Consider the following 18,557-nt stretch of genomic DNA (forward strand, 5'->3'; position numbering starts at 1 on the left):
TAATTGAGAGCAAAGAAAGAATGAACGCGCCCTCGCGGTTCGTTAAAAAAACTTAAAAAAAGCTGAGAGACCCAGATAGCTGAGTCTCTACACGATCGAACTCCCACAGAAAATCAGTCTCAAACCTTCTTAGGCGCAAAAGGAGAACTAGATTCAAACGAACTGAAACCGCCGGCAAAATCCTCACCGTAAGCTTCTTCCCCATGCTGGCCGATATCCAAACCTTGGTCTTCAGCAGATGACGGCACTCGTAGCTCCATAAACTGCCCTAAAATTTTCAGGATCACAAAAGTGCCCACAGCCGCAAACACGTAAGTAGCTAGAATGCCTACCAACTGGGTCACGATTAGCCCCGGATTCCCCGCAAATAGCCCGTCATTTCCGGCTGCGTTAACCGCTTTAGTCGCAAACACGCCTGTCAGAATCGCGCCCACAGTTCCGCCTACGCCGTGAATCGGGAAGGTGTCCAAAGAGTCGTCAAATCCGAGCTTAGCGCGGAAACTAACGGCGAAGAAACAGGCAACCGAAGTGATCGATCCGATCAAAAGCGCTCCCACTGGAAGCACGAATCCAGCCGCAGGTGTGATGCCCACCAATCCCGCTAGGAAACCGCTAGCAATTCCCACTGCTGTCGGTTTGCCTTTGAGTACCCATTCCACAATTGTCCAAGTTAAACCGCCGGCTGCTGTAGCAATCATTGTGGTGACAAAAGCCACTGTTGCTAAAGAACCAGAACCCAAAGCGCTACCGCCGTTGAAGCCAAACCAGCCGAACCACAGCATCCCAATTCCCAGCAAGACGTAGGGTACGTTGTGGGGGGTGTGAGGCTTGTTCAAGTGGTCTTTGCGGGGCCCGATTACCCAAGCTGCGACAACGGCTGATACGCCGGAACTGATGTGCACGACTGTACCGCCGGCAAAGTCCAGAGACCCGATCGCCCCCAGCCAGCCTCTACCCCAAACCCAGTGGGCTAGAGGAGAGTAGATGAAGGTAGACCACAGCAGCACGAACCAGAAATAGGTTTTAAATGTTACCCGTTCGACGATCGCCCCGGAAATCAATGCTGGAGTGATGATGGCGAACATCATCTGGTACACCATGAAGACTTGGTGGGGTATTGTCGGCGCGTAGCCGATCGGATCTGGTTTGTCCGCCGTGACGTTGTTTAAGAACATCCAGTCGAAGCCGCCGATGAAGGTTTCGATCCCTTGAGCAAACCCTTTATCATTGAGGTTGCTGGGGGTGACATCAAAAGCCAAACTATAACCCCACAGCGTCCAGGTGACGCCGATCAGTCCCATCATGACTAAGCTCATCATCATGGTGTTGAGGACGTTGCGCGATCGCACCAACCCTCCGTAGAAAAAGGCCAGCCCCGGTGTCATCAGCAATACCAGTGCTGAGGAGACCAACATCCAGGCGGTATCGCCGCTGTTGATCGGATTCGGCACCACGGCAGCAGCAGTACCAGCAGCATCTTGAGCTAAGGCATTGTGCGTCAGCGGCACACTTAACAGCCACAGCGCGATGATGCCGATCGTTAAACTTTTTTTGATCACGTTAGTTGTACCTTCTCATACTCAGCAATTTTCAGGGAAGACCGAGCCGATTTTAGATGCGAGGATTTTAGATGCAATAGTTATTTGGTTTTAAGTCCCTGTTTTAGCGGAACAAATCTTCAATAGATAATTCCCCAATCCTCAACTCCCCGACTTCGTATAGCCGGACTCATCTAAATTCGTCAACTATCAATCTAATGGTCTGTGCCTTTTGGATTGCACCATTTCTACAAACACTTATTCTGTATCACCCTATACTAAATCGCTAACTATCATATTTCTTAATCTCTCAGTGGATACTTGACATAGCCAGTGATAGCAGAGTAAGGGGAAAGAGGAAGTTGAGGAGAGGGTAAGAGTTTTGAGTAAGGGAGAGTGGAAGGAGTAGAGGGGGAGAATGTTACTTTATGGTTTATCTTTCTAACTAATGACTCATGACTCATTTTTCAACTGCATCTCATCGAACAGTTGCAGAGCCGATCGCCAAACCAGATAACCTTGATCGTTAAGGTGCAGGCCATCTGTGCTGAGTTCAGTTGGCAAATTGCCGTCAGCATCCGCAAATAGCGGGTACAAATCCAGATACAAAACATTTTCAGAACTAGCAATTTCTTTCAGCCGTCGATTTATTGCCCTAATCCGACTGTTAGGAATCGCCAACAGGCGATCGCGATTTTCCCAAGTAGCTTGTTCCCCGCTATGGGGCAAAATCGACTGCACAACCACTTGTGCTTTGGGGTGAGCCCACCGCAAATCGCGAATAATCTGCCGCTGGTTGTCCAAAATCCCTTCGTCGGTGCTTCCCCGCAACAAATCGTTAATCCCAATCATCACAAACACAGTATCCGGCGCAGTTCTATCGAACAACTGCAACCGCTTCAGCAAACCCACGGAAGTCTCCCCCGAAATCCCTTGGTTCAGCCAAATTCGATCGACTGGTAACAGCTTGGTCGGAAACCACATACTTAGAGAATCGCCAGCCAAAACACTCAGTCTTGAGGGTCGATTCGCCGCCGCCGCCTCAGCTTCGCGACCCAACTGGGTCACCCACTGCTGGTAAGTCCATTTATGTCGCGGTCCGGGAACGGGCACGTCTAGCACTGCCTTTGCAGAGATCACCGGTTGGCCAATTTGTTCTTCAGCCACTTCTGCAGTCACCGCAGCACTTGCCGGGAAGCTTTCTGCCAAGTTGTGTCCCCGCAGGAGTAGTTGAGCAACTGTAAGTATCAATACCCCGTTCGTCACCAAAGATAGCAAAGCCCAAACCGGAACAGCTTTCGATCGGCTAACTTCCATCCCTAAGAGGGATTTATGAGTTCTACTTCTGCTACCTCCTCCAAACTTCTCCATAAACTCAAGCTATTTGCAGGCTTCACACCGAATAATTTGCACTGATTGCTGCATCAAGTTTTACCACTCAATTAAAGCCTCAATTCTGGTAAGAATCAAGCACTGTACTGTTTTGGGCGCGACGGCAATGCAGAACTTTGCTTTTTCGCACTACTTTACCATAAAAAATCTGCCTACCAAACTTTCTGGCACCGCAATCCGATTGGTAAAAGCTGCCGCACTGCACAAAAATATATCTAAAAGTGATCGAACTTACTCAGTTCTGATGCTAAAATCCAAAAATGAAAAAATTAACTATAACTGAAGCAGCCAAAATTAAAGGTGTGAGCGCTTCCACCTTACGCAGGTGGGAAGCCGAAGGTAAGCTAATACCGGAACGCACGGCTAACGGTCACAGACGGTATGACCTAGCTCATCTTCTCGGCTTAAAACCCAACGGCGCTTTAACCATAGCTTACGCTCGGGTTAGCAGCCACGACCAAAAAGATGATTTAGACAGACAAAAACAAGTTTTGGAATTGTTTTGTGCATCTCACGGCTGGCAATTCCAAATCATTGATGATGTGGGTTCTGGGGTTAATTACAGTAAGCGGGGTTTACAACATCTAATTCGGGCGATCGTAGACAATCAAGTAGAAAGGTTGGTATTAACTCACAAAGACAGACTGCTGAGATTTGGTTCGGAACTAATTTTTAATTTGTGCGAACACTTTGGGACAGAGGTAGTGATTATAAATCAAACCGAAAATACTAGCTGTGACAAGGATTTAGCTAAAGATTTACTAGAAATAATCACTGTTGTCTCCGCCCCCGTTGATGGCAGCAGGAATCCCAAGAACAAGCGCGTCGTTGAAGAACTTAAAGCCATTGCCGGTAAACTCTAATCAATACAACTGTTTGCACAGTTCGTTAGTTACAGATTCTCAATTACCAATTACCAATTACCAATTACCGACGCACATCTCATGGAATCGAAAACTGCTATATGTAGGCCATTAAAGGTGAACTAATAATAAAAATATGCCCGCGTTCGCATTGAAGATTGAAACGCGAGCACAACGATAAACCGCCATAAGGTGGTGGCTATTTCAGATTGTGGTTTTTCTGAATAAAGAGGTGAATTAGCTTATAAATAGCTAATCTAAAACACGAAAGCTGAATTGAGCGATCTCTTCCCACACTCTACAGTTTTGTAGTCCTCGCCCCAGAACCCCCAGCATAACCGCCGTAGCCACCCTCAATTCTGTTGTCCAAGCTCCTTTCCTTCACAAACCCGTTGTAAGCTTCCATCCCGTGTTCGCCGATATCCAAACCTTCAGCCTCCTCTACAGCAGAAACGCGGATACCCAGCAAAGCTTTGAGTGCGGCCCAAAAAATCGTACTCAGCAGCACGGTCATCCCGCCTACAGAGATAATACCGACCAACTGCGCCCAGAGCTGACCGAAACCTCCGCCCACGAGCAATCCTGCTGCCGGGCCTGTGGTATAAATTCCAGTTGTAGGCCCGTCAGCAAACAGCCCAACTGCCAGAGTTCCCCAGATGCCGCAGACTAAGTGAACTGAAGTTGCCCCTACAGGGTCGTCAATTTTCAAATTGTCGAAGAAAGTTACTGCGAAAACTACGAGGATGCCAGCGATCGTCCCGATAATGGCAGAGTTGGGCACGTTGATCCAAGCGCAGCTAGCTGTTACCCCGACTAAGCCTGCGAGGATGCCGTTGATAATCATCGAAAGGTCTGGTTTGCCCAGGTACAGCCAAGCAGTAATCGTTGCAGCAACTCCCCCGAAGGCAGCGGCGGTGTTGGTGGTGATCGCAATGTGGGCGATCGCATTTGGATCGAGTGCCATTGTCCTACCGGGATTGAACCCGAACCAACCGAACCAAAGAATCAAACAGCCGAGGGTGGCAATGCTCATATTGTGTCCTGGTATCGCCACAGTCTCGCCGTCGCGGTACTTGCCGATCCGCGGCCCCAAAAATGCCGCTCCCATCAAAGCAGCCCAACCGCCTACCGAGTGAACCACTGTCGAACCCGCAAAATCCCGGAAGCCTGCGTTGTACAGCCAGCCCCCGCCCCAAATCCAGTGTCCGGTAATTGGGTAAGCAATTCCTACTAGCAGCAAGCTGAAAATTAAGAAGTCAATGAATTTAATTCGCTCTGCAACTGCTCCAGAAACGATCGTGGCAGCAGTTCCCGCAAAAACTAACTGGAAAAAGAATTTAGCGTTAAGAGGCACTCCCGTCCTGTTTAATGAGTTGAAAATGCCTTGATAAGCGTCTCCTGTGGCGGGGCTGTTGTCAGCTACATTCCACAGAAAAAATCCGCCGCTGGTGCCGATAAAATCGTTGCCGTTGCTGAACATTAATGCAAAGCCGATCGCCCAAAATGCGATAGTAGAAAGCGCAAAAACAATCAAGTTTTTTGCCAGCACGTTGACTGCATTTTTTTGACGACAAAAACCGGTTTCCAACATACAGAAACCGGCGTTCATAAAGAACACTAGCATCGCCGCAACCATGACCCACATGGTATCCATGCCCACCTTAAGGCTTGCTAATTGTTCCTCAGTAGTTGGCTTGGCAGGGGTTTGGGCTACCGCCGCATATCCCCACACCAAGACGATGATTGCTGCTATTGGTATGCAGGCTTGCCAACTTGGACTGAGGCGGGCGATCGCCCTTTGTAATTTATTGAACCTGTTAACTTTGGTCAAAAAGTTAGCTGCTGGCCAATTTAAAGACTCCCGCCTGACTTGTTTCGACTTTTTCTTTCCGACCGTCATTTTAATCACTTTCACCCTCTTTACGGCTAATAAGCTCAGCAATATTCGGAAAACTTTCCAATTTTACTACAAAAGTTTAGAGATTATTTGTTCAGATTCAGATAGTTTTGATAGCCTAACTCTTCTAGCTGAGTTTGTTTTTTCATTACTGATTCCGACAAAGTTTTGCGGTACTGCAAAACTCGATCTAGCAATTCTGGCTGATGAGCTGCTAGTATCTGAACGGCCAGCAAGCCAGCATTCTTAGCGTTGCCGATCCCCACTGTTGCTACGGGTATGCCGGCTGGCATTTGCACGATCGAGTACAGCGAATCTAGGCCTTGCAGGTGGCGGCTCAGTACCGGCACTCCAATTACTGGCAAGGGCGTTAAAGATGCTACCATACCAGGGAGGTGTGCCGCTCCCCCGGCACCTGCGATAATAACTTTCAAGCCCCGTTGGTGTGCGGTTTGGGCGTATTCCACCATGCGCTCAGGGGTGCGGTGCGCCGAGACGATCGCCACGGAGCAAGGTACACTGAATTCTTCGCAAACTGCGATCGCATCTTTCATGGTTGGCAAATCCGAATCGCTACCCATGATAATTCCAACTGTCGGTTGATTCATGCAATTTTCCGATTTCAGATTTCAGATAAATGCTAATTTTAAATGATTGCGTTAACTCAAATTTAGATATTTTGTACCAAAACTGACCCTTAAAAGCAATTTGGCCACAAGTCCCAGTCCAAGCAGCCCTGGAGCCAGCAAAAAGCAAAAAGCTCCCCCTCCTCATCGCCAGCCACCGGATTTATCCGTAGCGAATATTAAATCTAAAATCTAAAATCTAAAATCTAAAATCGGATGACTGAAGCCACAACCCCACCTGCCGCCCCCACAGATATTCTCAATGCTCGCCTCCCCCGTTGCAAGGATTTGCAGATGCTTGCTGTTGACGAAACGGGAATCATTCAAGAAGTTTTGCCGATGGATGCCGTATTTAAACGGATTTGTCCTCCCGATTTGCAAGTGCTTGATGTAGGAGGCGATTGGCTTTCTCTGGGCGGTGTTGACTTGCAGATTAACGGAGCCCTCGGTTTTGCTTTTCCCGATTTAGAAAGCAAACATATTGAAATTTTGCCAAAAATTTGTCAATTTTTGTGGAATCAGGGAGTCGATGCTTTTTTGCCGACTTTGGTGACAACTTCGCTGGATAAGTTTAGGCGATCGCTCTCGACGATAGCTGATTATATCCGCACTGTACAAACCGCTGCTCCGGCAATCAATAAAACTAAAACAGCGGAAATTCTCGGTGTTCACCTCGAAGGCCCTTTTCTCAACCCCCAGAAGCGAGGAGCTCATCCAGTTGAGTTTTTACTACCCCTAACTATAGAAAATGTCAAGCAAGTTTTAGGAGATTGTGCCCATATTGTCAAAATAATTACTTTAGCGCCGGAGTTAGACAGCACTGGCGAAGTCATTCCCTATTTGCAAAGTTTGGGAATTGCCGTCAGTCTCGGACATTCCCAAGCGACGGCAGAGCAAGCCCAACAAGCATTTGAGCGGGGAGCTTCAATGGTAACTCATGCTTTTAATGCGATGCCGAGTTTGCACCACCGAGAACCGGGTTTATTGGGAGCGGCGATTGTTTATCCGGGCGTAAAATGCGGTTTAATTGCTGACGGGAAGCACGTTTCTGGGACAATGATGGATTTGTTGCTGCGCGCTGCTAGGTATGAAAAAGGCGTTTTTTTAGTGAGCGATGCTTTGGCTCCTTTGGGTTTGCCTGACGGTGTTTATCCTTGGGATTCCCGACAAATTGAAGTCAGAAAAGGTACAGCTTGGATAAGATTAGATTACCATTCCCCCCTGGAATCTGCTACTTTGGCAGGTACAACTCTGCCGCTATTGGCGGGAGTGCAGAATTTGGTGAAGTGGGGGATTTGCGACGCCGATAGTGCGATCGCCCTGGCAACTGAATCTCCGAGAAAGGCGATCGGAATTTCGGGAATTATGGGCAAATCGGCAACTCAATTGTTGCGCTGGAATTTAAATGCGGCGACAAAGGAATTGACTTGGCATCGGTTGTTTTAAGTGTTGTCAGATCGTGTTTGGTTGATTTGTTCTTCCTTCTTCCTTCTTCCTTATTCGTTCTGCTATGCGCTAAGCACTGGTGACAGCAATTCGGTGCTCTCGGCAAGTTCGATCGTAAATATTGTTTAATTCCACAGCCAAGCAAATATCGCCCCGCAGCCACAGCGGTAAAGCAGGGAGCGCGCAGCCCACAGCCAGTTTTTCTTGCCAAATATCCAGGCATTGCTTGCCGTCTCGCTCGATCGGGCGATAAGCTGTAGCATAGAGGTCAGCCTCGAAGGGCGAAGCACTTCCTCGCGCCAAACGGATTAACAATTCATTGTGAAGATTTGCCTTCCTTCCTGTCACAACATCAACTATTACTAACCCAATTCCCTGCCGCAAATACGTCTCGCACTTAGAAACAAAAGCATCGCGATGAGTAGAACGATCTTTGTTGGCAGGACTTACTAATTCAATTGCACCGGCTAATACCGGGCCAGCTTCAGTGTTAAAAATACTGACTTGCACGGTTTCCGCGGTAGATAAAAAAGGCACAGTTTGGGCTGGCGGTGGTAACCAATTGTTTGGGAAATCTATTGGCAAATGAATTACCGTCTCTGGGTTCTCCAACTCCGGTAACGATTCCTCAAAAGCTGCTACATCAATTTCAATCCCAAACTGTACGTTAGGTTCGGCAAAGTAACCTTCTGGTAATTTGGCATTCAAATCTGATGCAATATAAGTCGCCCAGGCATTGTGAAAGGCGTGCCAGTGACGGCGCACCGACAGCGGCGGGCGAAAATGATCTTGTAACACCATATTTTTAAAAGTTAGGACTTATTGAAATTATCGATCGAATGGGTGATCGGCGGGTACTCGGTTTTTATTGAATTAGTTTCTCAATTCGGGATTGTTCGAGTTGCGATCGCCCGTATCAATAAATCTAACTCAATTTAATTAGGTGGGGAGTGTCCACAATAAATGCCGCTGCGGCTTTATAATATTTAACCGTTGGCAATAACTCAGCAGCAGGCAGACTAATGAATTTGGTAGACGACAAGACTATAGTTAGACAGTATTTTAACTCGACGGGATTCGATCGCTGGCAGCGAATTTACGGCGAGGGCCAAGTCAATAAAGTTCAGCTAGACATCCGCACTGGGCACCAGAAAACTGTGGATACAGTCATCGAATGGCTGCAAGCTGACGGCAATTTGCCCGGGCTTTGTGTCTGCGATGCCGGTTGCGGTGTGGGATCTCTGAGCATTCCTCTGGCTGACGCTGGGGCAATTGTTTGCGCTAGCGATATCTCTGAAAAGATGGTAGCAGAAGCTTACGATCGATCGACAGCAGTTCCTGGCAAGCTCTACAACATCTCCTTCGCCGCCCAAGATTTGGAAGCTTTGACCGGCAAATTCCACACAGTAATTTGTTTGGATGTGCTAATCCACTATCCTCAAAATAAGGCTGCAGAAATGATCGCTCACCTAAGTTCGATCGCCGAATCGCGACTAATTCTTAGTTTTGCACCCAAAACTTTAGCACTTACCGCCCTCAAAAAAGTTGGTGAACTTTTCCCCGGCCCGAGCAAAACTACCAGGGCTTACCAGCACCGTGAAGCTGATATTATCAAAATCCTAGAAAACAATGGTTTTGTTATTAACAGAACAGCGATGACTAGCACTAGCTTTTACTATTCTCGCTTGCTGGAAGCTGTGCGAAAATAGGTTAAAAATATTTGCAAAAAAGCTAATTTATCATAAGCCTAGGGTGCGCCCCGCGCACCTTCCCTTCCCAGAGTTATGCCACTGAACATCTCTACTATGCGATTGCTTCGCGGAGGCTCGCAATGACAAGTAAGGCACGCACCGCGCACCTTCGATATCAACAATTAGATGTTTTTCCCTCTTCCTTCTTCCTTCTTCCTTCTTCCTTCTTCCTTCTTCCTTCTTCCCAATTCACTAAATATTATGTCACCGCTAGTTTTAATTCGCATTTTTATAGCAACCGCAGCCTTATTCGGAGGTTTATCCGTTGCAGGCGGTGCTTTCGCCTCCCACGCTTTGAAAAATCAATTGAGCGATCGAGCTTTAACCATTTTTGAGACCGGCGCGCGATATCAAATGTACCATGCCCTGGCTTTATTACTCGTCGCTTTACTCTTGAGCCGCGCCCAAGAGTCTCAAACCTTTTTGGCAGTTGCTGGATGGGCTTTTATTGCCGGCACAATCATCTTTTCAGGCAGTTTGTACGCCCTGAGTTTGAGCGACATCAAATGGCTGGGTGCAATTACGCCACTGGGGGGAGTTGCTTTTATTGTTGGTTGGGGATGTTTGGCAGTCGCAGCTTTTAGTTTTAAATAGGCAAGTGGTAAATTTTGAAGCAATTACCAATTAGCAATTACCTAATTATCAAACACATCCCTGGAAAACATCTCTGTCAAAGTACGCAAGTAAGGTACAAATACCGTTAAATCTTCTGCAGGAAGCCGCTCGCATATTTCCCAAAATAAAATCAGCAGCATATCCTGCACTAACTCCCAACTTACATGAAGTTTGGGGTACAACATCACGCAAATTGGAAACAATTCTTGCTGTACCGGGTGAATGCTACCTTCCAAAACGCACCAGCACAAATAGCTTTGAAAAATCTCGACATCCCGGATACCAGAAATTTTTACCTCGCGATCGCTCAAATACCCGCTGCTGCTGCGGTATCCTTGATGCTGGGCACTAGCTCGATCGTACACTGCACTAGCAATCTGAGTCGTGTGCTGCAACAAATGCTGAACGGCTAATAGAGCTCTTGAATTCGCGGGCTGATTCGCCGCAGCCTCGTTAATCTCTCCGTAGGGAATGTGCAAATAGTCCTCTACAACTTTTAAATATGGTGCAAATTCCGATCGCTCTGACTCCGAAAGACATCCTAACAAGATTTTGCTAGTGTATTGAAATTGCACCGTCACAAATCCCAGCACTAACGGATCAGCCTCTGAGTATTTCCGCCTCACTTGAATAATATCTTTTCCCACCAGCACGGACAAGCGGAAAATAGGTTCTCTATCTGCATAAGCGTCTATTGCTTTCCGATATAAGGTGCGAGTGTCTGCTGCAATTTCTAAAGAATTAATTAAGCTTTGATCGATGGCGTGGCGCTCTATTTGTTCCCCTAAAAGAGCTTCTACTCTACTCCAAGCTATCTCGCTCGCTAATTTCAGGGTATCTGTCAGTTTGTCAACTATTTGGGCTCGGTTTCCCTCAAAATTAGTTAACTCTGGGCTTTGGGGAATTTGTCGCGGGGCTTGGTTTTGTCGTGCCGCAACTGTACTGTAATATTTTTTTGCCCAGCTAACAGCGAAAGAAGAAACGCTGACGCTTTTAGCCTCTGGGAGTTTGTGAGTGTCCGATCCGCTAATACCTTCCGACGCCAGACTGTCGCCATGTTGAATTTCGTCTGCAGCAGGTAAAGACTTTGAAGATATTTGTGAAATACCCGTCATGATAAACCTCGTTTTTTTATTAAGTCGCACCCGCTCGATTCCCCTAATTTTTAACGTTGTTAACTACAATTTTCTGCATTTGTACGCTGACAGTCATCAGCCATTACGCTTAAAGCTATAAGCCATTTGGCTCGACTGTCTGCATCTTTTATAAGTTGCACGTTAATAACGCTATTTATTGTGCGATCGATCACAGTCACCCTGTGATCGCGACCATAATCTATTTTTTTGACGTATAAAGAAGGCGGGAAATAAATTTAATTTGTCTTAAAAGCTGACAGTTAAAGTTAAGTCTGCTTAAAAAAAACTGCTGCTTGAAATACCTTATCTTTGTTTTGGAGTGCTTTGGTCGATCGCCCTAATCTCTTAAATAAGCTAGGCTACAGCACGATCTAGCGGTGACTTTGGTTAATTTATTTTTATAGCTGAATTAGAAATGTATTTTGAGCCTTGTGATTGTTAGGAAATCCTAACAAATTTAACGATCGGCTTTTCTAAATAAAAAATTAAATTTGATATTAGGATGAGATTTATGTGCATTTCGTTAATGCCATTGCCAGCGTGGTTTTTTGCGCTCAGTTTTTTATCTTCCCCGTGAAGCGAAGCTATCCCGTAGGGAATCGCCCGCAATTGATCGTCGTCCATTCGATCGGCAAACGACCCTTCAAAACCGGAATTAGCGACTGACTAGCCCCATCCCTCCCACATTTTGCCAACTCTGAGTTTTTCAAGTCCTCTGTCGGAGCCGGAAGCCTGTCCCTACAACGATAGGATTAGGTTGATTGGGTAGCACGGGCGATCGATCCTCACAAACAGCACGGCCAGTACGTCTTTAAGGCTATGCCTTCGGGTAGGATTAATAGGACGAGAGGAAGTGGATAAAATGAGCGCTAGCAGCAATTCAACAGAAATTAAGTTCGGAACCGATGGGTGGCGAGGACTGATTGCCCATGACTTTACTTTTGCCAACGTGCGAAAAGTCACCCGGGCGATCGCCAGTTACCTAGAAACCGCTTACACAAAAGACCACCCAGTTCTAGTCTCCTACGATACCCGCTTTCTGGCAGACGAGTTCGCCCGCACGGCGGCTGAAGTATTGGCAGATTTGGGATGGACTGTGAAAGTGGTCGATCGAGATTGCCCCACACCAGTCATCGCCTACAGCGCCAAGCATCTCAACTCTGCAGGAGCCCTGATGTTCACGGCTTCGCACAATCCCGCACCTTACTGCGGCATCAAATACATCCCCGACTACGCGGGCCCGGCAACCCCGGAAATTACTGATACAATTGTGGCAAATATTGCTGGTGCTTCTGATGCCCCAGCCAAAGGCAGTCACAACGATAAAATCTCCAGTTTTGACCCGAAACCTGAATATCTGAAGTTTCTTTATACTTTGATCGATGTGGAGCGGATTCGCTCTGCTAAGTTGAAGGTGAAGTATGATGCTCTCTACTCGACTTCTCGCGGCTATCTCGACGGGGTTTTGGAACACTGCGGCTGTGATGTCGAAAGTTTTCACACCTACCGCGATGTGCTGTTTGGCGGCGGAATGCCCGAACCCAAGGGCGAACAGTTAGTGGAGTTGGTGGAAGCTGTTAAGAAGGATTCGGCTGATTTGGGTTTAGCTACCGATGGCGACAGCGATCGTTTTGGTATTGTTGACGAGTTGGGAAATGTCTTGACTCCAAATACTGTCCTGTTGCTGCTGGCGCGTCACTTGGTTAAGAATAAAGGCTTGACTGGGGCGATCGTCCGTACCGTCGCAACTACCCACTTGCTGGACAATTTGGCCGCCAAGTACGGTTTAACAATCTACGAAACCGCAGTTGGTTTTAAATACATCGGCGAAAAAATGCGGGAAACTGCGGTACTCATCGGTGGCGAAGAATCTGGCGGTTTGAGTGTTTTGGGTCACATTCCCGAAAAAGACGGAATTTTGGCTGATATGCTAGTTGCGGAGGCGATCGCCTATGAAGGGAAACCGCTTTCTCAGCTAGTTGAAGAAGCCATTAAAGAAGCCGACGGCCCCCTGTACAATAAGCGCTTGGACTTGCACCTAGATGACGCCCACAAAGCAGCCGTTTTGGAATCTTTTACCAAGAATCCCCCCACAGAAGTAGCAGGTATTGGTGTTAAGGAAATCGGCCGCAAAGACGGAATTAAACTTTATCTTGAAGACGGTGGCTGGGTACTGCTGCGACCTTCGGGAACCGAACCCTTGATGCGCGTTTACATGGAAACCAATTCTGTGGAAAAAGAAAGCCAAGTTGCTCAATACATGGAAAAGGTAATTTCTCAGTTAGAACCTGTTTAAATTTCTACCTATTCCAACGGGGGCTTTTCCCCTAGGGCTTGGGATTGTGAGGTGCGCCAAGCGCACCTTACGTATTTTTGATAACTCTCGCAAAGCCTCTGAACATTAATCATCGATACTGCTGGGCTAGTTATATATTTGCAATAGACTTGAATTTGTTTAAGTTTGGGAAGTGTAAATTCATTTATGTTTGTTAAATTTTTAATAAAAAAACTTCTCTATTTTTTCCGTCTCTACTTGACTTTTCCCCTAACCTTATTGTACATTCATTATATAATGGGGTGTTTGCAAAAATAAAAAATTAACAAATATTTCAATTATAAAGAAGTATACAAGTTAAATTATTAGCCTGTCAACCCGTTTATGAAAACAATTCCTCTGCTCGCCATTAGTTTTTTAGTAGCAATTTTAGTAAGCGCGATCGGCATTATCTCAGTGCAAAACGCCGCCCCAGTATCCTTAAACTTTATCTTTTTTCAATCGATACAAATGCCCGTAGGAGTAGTATTGGCAATGAGCATAAGTGCAGGATTGATCGGAGGTGCGCTACTGCAACCGTTGTGGAACTTTTCAGATTCCCAAAACTCTAGTCGTAAATTTCCGGCAAATCCAGAAGAATCCGACACCGTACAATATTAAATAGATTTGATCCCTTAAAGGGAATATACCTGACCGTCAATCAGCAGCCGAGTAATTCCCTTAGCTCGCAAATAGGGTGCTGCTTTTTGCAGCATACTGCTGTCAGGAATCTTGAAAACTCTTTGATTGCGAGTAGCAAATCGGCGGGCCACTCGGTGATTGTCAAACACTGCCAGGGTTTTCTCGCGAATTTCTGCGACAGGAATTTGACCCAGTTCGCCAAAAGCTTTTAGGGGTCTGGTAATTAACTCTGCAGCCCGATCGACCACTAAATAACAAATTTTGGGCAGAGATGCTTCGCTTAAAGGCAAAACTTGAATTAGTCCTGTACCCCGAAGCTCGATCAACTCGCCCGACGATAGGGAACCCAGGAGACTGCCTTCAAACAGAGAGTCTTCATCCTCTACATCTTCGTCGAAGTCGTCATCTAAATCGTCTTCATCCTCATCATCATCCTCGTCGTCCTCGAAATCGCTAAAGTCTTCACCTGCCAGCAGCCCTTCTGCTGGCAGCATTGCCTTTAGTTCACCAGTCACAACAGCGTGGTGGCTCTGATCTGCAAGATTGGCTGCTTGGGCATCTTGCCGATCAGAAACATCCAAATCCGACTCTACATTTCGTCGAATTTCAAGTTCTGCAACTGGTTGAGGGACTGCTCCAGAACGCTTTCGGATCGTCGGTCTCGAATTTGAGGCTGAGTGACGGACTGGGACTGACTCGGACAGGGGGACACCTACAGGATCGGTTTCGCCATTTGCCGACGACTCAGTAGTCGCCTCTGTCGGTTCAGAAACACTGCTGCGATCGGACAAACGCTTTTGTTTTTGCTGGACTAAAGATTCGTATTCCGGCCCCGACAAAGCCCCCTGAAGGATGCGCCTCACAGTCGAACTGCTCACTCCGTAGCGCTTTGCCAGAGTGATAGTATTCTCGTTCGACTGTCGGTACAGCCTAATGAGTTCGCGTTTGTCTGAATCGGAGAGTTTTGTAGGCGTCATGCCAAGTTTTCCAGCAAAAAGACGTGAAAAGACGCAGGCTAGCGGTCAGCGAACTGTGATTTTTCGTTTTTAATTTCAAGCTCAGAGATGCCGACAAGGGCAAAAAAGCTTTCGCGTCCCCATCGCTTGCCAAAGCAACCCCAATCTCAAATCGCTACGCTGCGCGACGAGTGCGCCTGCTCTGGCGAGAACGGGTTGAGATGTCATGTTCCAAGATAGCTCCAATTCCGAACAGGATGGCGCTGAAAACAAAAAAGACTTCTAGCAAACTGCCGCTTTGATAACTACCCTCAGCCTGAGTATCGCGCCATTTAAAGTACATATCTGCGATGTAAAGCGAAAAAGTCGCAGCCGCAATCATTCTCCAAGATTGGGAAAAACGTCCTCCCCAAAATGCCAGCAGCAGTGCAGTAGCAATAATTAGCAGAAAAACGTCCCCGACAATGTAAAACAAATTGATTGCATTTTTGTGAGGCGCTAGTTGCTTGTCCAGTGCCATCACCCATGCCGGAGCTTTGATTTCTGCTGCTGCTTCTTCGGGTGCGGATACAGGATCAGTCGCTGTTGCTCCTTTTGCCTGTATCTTGGACGAATTGTCCAAAGCAGGCGCTCTTCCTGTGGCAGTGGTTGCTGGTTCAGATTCTGTCACTACTTCTTGAGTGGCTGCCGGAGCCATTCCTAGCTGGGCCCTCCAAGAGCCAGGTGCAGCAACCCAAATAGCTACAGCAATCCCGAAGGCTGCAATTCCCGCTAACAAACCCCACTGCCAAATTTCTAGATTCAGTCGCTTGGAAGTCACAGCTACAACCATGCCCCCGATCAGGACCACATAGCTGCCCAGATAAAACGCATCTGCGGGAGACACGTCCGGGTCTAACCCGAAATAGAGTTCCCAAATCCCGAACAGCACGCCGCCTAGGAAATAGAACAGCATCCCCAGACCAATGCCCAGCCAGACGTTGCGCCCGCTGACCATGTGCGGGCTTTGCCAGTTTCTAAAACAGACTAAAGCCGCTCCCAAGTATGCTCCGCATTCAAAAATATAAGTGCCGATCGAGTACCACAGAGGTAAACCCTCTTCTGCTGAGAGGGGGACGCTGAACAGCAAAAAGAACAGCAGCGCCATTACAGCCCAGACAATGCCCGCAATCACTAGGGTCTGAGCTGACAGTAAAGATGAAGATGTAGATGACTTTTCTGAAGTGCTACTCATAGGGATTCCACGAGACCTAACTAGCGGTTGAACGCACCCCATCTCAATCTTTGATTGGAGACGAGGATTCTTTCGCCAAGAAACCTTAAAAAACCTCGATCTGACGCTTCCGGAATAACTGGCGTCCTCAGTGTGTCGTCGGGATTTGCGCCCTCGTACACTCTAGAAAGACTAAGCAAGAATAATATCTATTGACTAATTCAATAAATTAGTCGTTAGTCGATCTTCTACCCGGAAATATAATGATAGAAATACGGTATATGTCTCCACCCTTAAGGTTTTTACAGTACCCAATCTATCTCTGAAATTCTACCATCACAGGTTGAGGTATCTGTTTTTTTGCTTTCACACTCCCCCACTCATATCAATAATTCTGGGTGGGCAGTGCGATCTAAACTTAGTTAAATTGCCAGACCATAGGTGGCATCCAAACCGAATCAACAATTTGGTTGGTCAATACAAGTTGGCAATCCAACCTCTATATCCCCTACCCCCTACAGTGCAATTATCTAAGCTCAATTATCTCAGTCCAATTGTCTGAGCAATTGTCAAAGATTTTCTATCCTGCGATCCACAATTTGTTGAGGGCTGATTGTTTCAGCCAATCTAGAAACTGAGTCCGATCCGGGGCTGGCATATCTTGCAGCACATCGCTGACTCCCTCAGCGAAGTCCGTATTGCCAAAATATGATTTCCCCAAACGGTGGAGTTCTTGCAATAAGGTTTTGAGATGCTGCTCTTGCCAAGCAGGCACCTTGTGATTTTGCAAGGGACTAACGGTTAGCCAGTTTTTGATCGCATCAGGGGAGTCTGCCTGGGGGAAGTTTCCCTGCTGAAATACCTTGGCGATATCTTTCTGAAACGATGTGGCTTGCCTTGCGCCTAAGAGGTCTTCTACATCGAAGTAAACAGCTTGGAGCAGCAGCAGACAACCCTGCGCGAACAGCGGTGCTTTGGCTGCTTCATTACCTGCCGGTTCTTCACCGGCAAGCTGATCTAAACGGACTTTTCCCCAGACGCTATATCGCTCCGGCTCTTCTAGCAGAACACAGGCTTTGCCTCGGTTGTCGGTTAAGTCCCGCCACAAGGCTCTGGCGTCTTCTGCTTGCTTGCCGTTGAAGGCGCTGATCAGGCGAAAAGTCTGCCCCTGATAATTGAGAATGGGAATTTGTTGATCCCGTTTTGGGTGTTGATAATTGGTTATTTCAACATCCTGCCGTTTCAGAATAAACATGACACTGCGATTTGACTCCTGTCATGGCCGAGGTGCTGTGCTTTTGACACTCCCCATGCCTAAAGGCGAGGGGATTCTTGATTCAGCGAGTCCACTTAAATTAGCAGGATTGCTCCCGATCACCCAGAGATGGTTCTCTCCTCAAGCGTTCCGATACTTTTTTGCTAACAAATGCTAACAAATATCTAAGCTGAGATAGTCTCTCCGCCTTGGCGTATAAATCAATGCACGAAGGAAAATCCCCCGCGCACAATTTACGACTGCTGTACTGGCAACGCTTGATTTTCGCGCTCGTGCCGAGCGGGCGATTGACTGTTTTGCTTTGATGCCGTAGAGGAAGCTTATATAGAGGCTCCGTACCATCAGGGATTTTCACCTGAGTCTTTCAATCTAGTTCTACCACATTTTTATTAAATATCAAGTCGAGCAGAATGTTAGCAAACATAACTAAACATCAGCCAATCAGTCATTCTGTCTTAACTCATACCTCAAATCAGGGGACGATCTCTGGTTTTTCGGTAATGCGGTCAGCGTTTTAGGCTTTGCCACTAGGGGATGTTAACATAACCAATAGAAATCTGGGAAAAAGCACCTGTGACTCTTGTGCTGTCTGAGTTCCGTCTTAATTGGGAGAGATGCGATCGACCAAATATTTTGGTTTCAACTCGACCTCTAAATACTTTACGCGAGTTCACGTGCTACCTAGTTTTGAGGGTAAGTTTACAAGTGTGCTGTTTGCAGGTGAGTCCCTCCAGCTTGGGTGAGATACAGGAAGAGGACGCACAGGAACTCTCATCACCTTGGTTTTTTCCCCAGCCATGCCGCGCTCCACGCCGTCTTTTTCTACATCGAAGCGGTTTCTGCGTAAGTCATCATATAATTTACTTGCTCGATCGCACACTGCACCGATACA

General features: G+C 47.0%; 16 protein-coding genes. 6 read left to right on the plus strand and 10 right to left on the minus strand.

Going from position 1 to position 18,557, the window contains the following annotated elements; translation table 11 throughout:
• Positions 1-119: 119 nt before the first annotated feature.
• Complete coding sequence (locus tag QT996_RS00065) at positions 120-1,559, minus strand: ammonium transporter (protein WP_333043763.1); 1,440 nt, start codon at positions 1,557-1,559, stop codon at positions 120-122.
• Between the two features lie 432 nt (positions 1,560-1,991).
• Positions 1,992-2,909: an SGNH/GDSL hydrolase family protein gene (locus QT996_RS00070; protein WP_333043764.1), complete on the minus strand. Its 918-nt coding sequence runs from the start codon at positions 2,907-2,909 to the stop codon at positions 1,992-1,994.
• A gap of 281 nt (positions 2,910-3,190) precedes the next feature.
• On the opposite strand from QT996_RS00070, the gene QT996_RS00075 reads away from it, so the two are divergent.
• Positions 3,191-3,793: an IS607 family transposase gene (locus QT996_RS00075; protein WP_333043766.1), complete on the plus strand. Its 603-nt coding sequence runs from the start codon at positions 3,191-3,193 to the stop codon at positions 3,791-3,793.
• Positions 3,794-4,091: 298 nt separating this feature from the next.
• On the opposite strand, the gene QT996_RS00080 is transcribed toward QT996_RS00075, so the two are convergent.
• Both QT996_RS00080 and purE read right to left on the minus strand, forming a co-directional pair.
• Positions 4,092-5,693, minus strand: a complete 1,602-nt coding sequence (locus QT996_RS00080; protein WP_333043769.1) for an ammonium transporter — start codon at positions 5,691-5,693, stop codon at positions 4,092-4,094.
• An 83-nt stretch (positions 5,694-5,776) separates the two neighbouring features.
• Entirely contained in the window at positions 5,777-6,298 is a 522-nt protein-coding gene (purE, locus tag QT996_RS00085; protein ID WP_333043771.1) for a 5-(carboxyamino)imidazole ribonucleotide mutase, read from the minus strand.
• 234 nt (positions 6,299-6,532) lie between these two features.
• Between purE and nagA the strand changes: the two genes are divergently transcribed.
• Positions 6,533-7,762, plus strand: a complete 1,230-nt coding sequence (gene nagA / locus QT996_RS00090) for an N-acetylglucosamine-6-phosphate deacetylase (protein ID WP_333043773.1) — start codon at positions 6,533-6,535, stop codon at positions 7,760-7,762.
• A gap of 69 nt (positions 7,763-7,831) precedes the next feature.
• Here the strand turns inward: nagA and QT996_RS00095 are convergent, their stop codons facing one another.
• A complete protein-coding gene (locus QT996_RS00095; RefSeq protein WP_333043775.1) occupies positions 7,832-8,563 on the minus strand; it encodes a DUF4058 family protein in 732 nt (243 codons plus the stop codon).
• 221 nt (positions 8,564-8,784) lie between these two features.
• Between QT996_RS00095 and bchM the strand changes: the two genes are divergently transcribed.
• Positions 8,785-9,471 (plus strand): magnesium protoporphyrin IX methyltransferase, encoded by a 687-nt coding sequence (gene bchM / locus QT996_RS00100; protein WP_333043777.1) that lies wholly within the window; start codon positions 8,785-8,787, stop codon positions 9,469-9,471.
• Between the two features lie 243 nt (positions 9,472-9,714).
• Entirely contained in the window at positions 9,715-10,107 is a 393-nt protein-coding gene (locus QT996_RS00105) for a DUF423 domain-containing protein (protein WP_333043778.1), read from the plus strand.
• A 41-nt stretch (positions 10,108-10,148) separates the two neighbouring features.
• Here the strand turns inward: QT996_RS00105 and QT996_RS00110 are convergent, their stop codons facing one another.
• The gene (locus QT996_RS00110) at positions 10,149-11,243 is read right to left on the minus strand and encodes a hypothetical protein (protein WP_333043780.1); all 1,095 of its coding nucleotides are present in this window, start codon (positions 11,241-11,243) and stop codon (positions 10,149-10,151) included.
• Between the two features lie 459 nt (positions 11,244-11,702).
• Positions 11,703-11,888, minus strand: a complete 186-nt coding sequence (locus QT996_RS00115; RefSeq protein ID WP_333043781.1) for a hypothetical protein — start codon at positions 11,886-11,888, stop codon at positions 11,703-11,705.
• Positions 11,889-12,126: 238 nt separating this feature from the next.
• Between QT996_RS00115 and QT996_RS00120 the strand changes: the two genes are divergently transcribed.
• Positions 12,127-13,560 (plus strand): phosphoglucomutase/phosphomannomutase family protein, encoded by a 1,434-nt coding sequence (locus tag QT996_RS00120; protein WP_333043782.1) that lies wholly within the window; start codon positions 12,127-12,129, stop codon positions 13,558-13,560.
• Between the two features lie 363 nt (positions 13,561-13,923).
• A complete protein-coding gene (locus QT996_RS00125; protein ID WP_333043784.1) occupies positions 13,924-14,199 on the plus strand; it encodes a LapA family protein in 276 nt (91 codons plus the stop codon).
• Between the two features lie 14 nt (positions 14,200-14,213).
• On the opposite strand, the gene QT996_RS00130 is transcribed toward QT996_RS00125, so the two are convergent.
• From QT996_RS00130 to QT996_RS00140, 3 genes are all read right to left on the minus strand, one after another.
• The gene (locus tag QT996_RS00130) at positions 14,214-15,197 is read right to left on the minus strand and encodes a hypothetical protein (RefSeq protein WP_333043785.1); all 984 of its coding nucleotides are present in this window, start codon (positions 15,195-15,197) and stop codon (positions 14,214-14,216) included.
• A 154-nt stretch (positions 15,198-15,351) separates the two neighbouring features.
• The gene (locus QT996_RS00135) at positions 15,352-16,410 is read right to left on the minus strand and encodes a hypothetical protein (RefSeq protein ID WP_333043786.1); all 1,059 of its coding nucleotides are present in this window, start codon (positions 16,408-16,410) and stop codon (positions 15,352-15,354) included.
• 559 nt (positions 16,411-16,969) lie between these two features.
• Positions 16,970-17,644 carry an Npun_F0813 family protein gene (locus tag QT996_RS00140; protein ID WP_333043788.1) on the minus strand — a complete coding sequence of 225 codons (675 nt, stop codon included), beginning with the start codon at positions 17,642-17,644 and terminating at the stop codon, positions 16,970-16,972.
• Positions 17,645-18,557: the final 913 nt, after the last annotated feature.

This window comes from Microcoleus sp. S13C4 (assembly GCF_036700865.1).
Lineage (GTDB): Bacteria > Cyanobacteriota > Cyanobacteriia > Cyanobacteriales > Microcoleaceae > Microcoleus.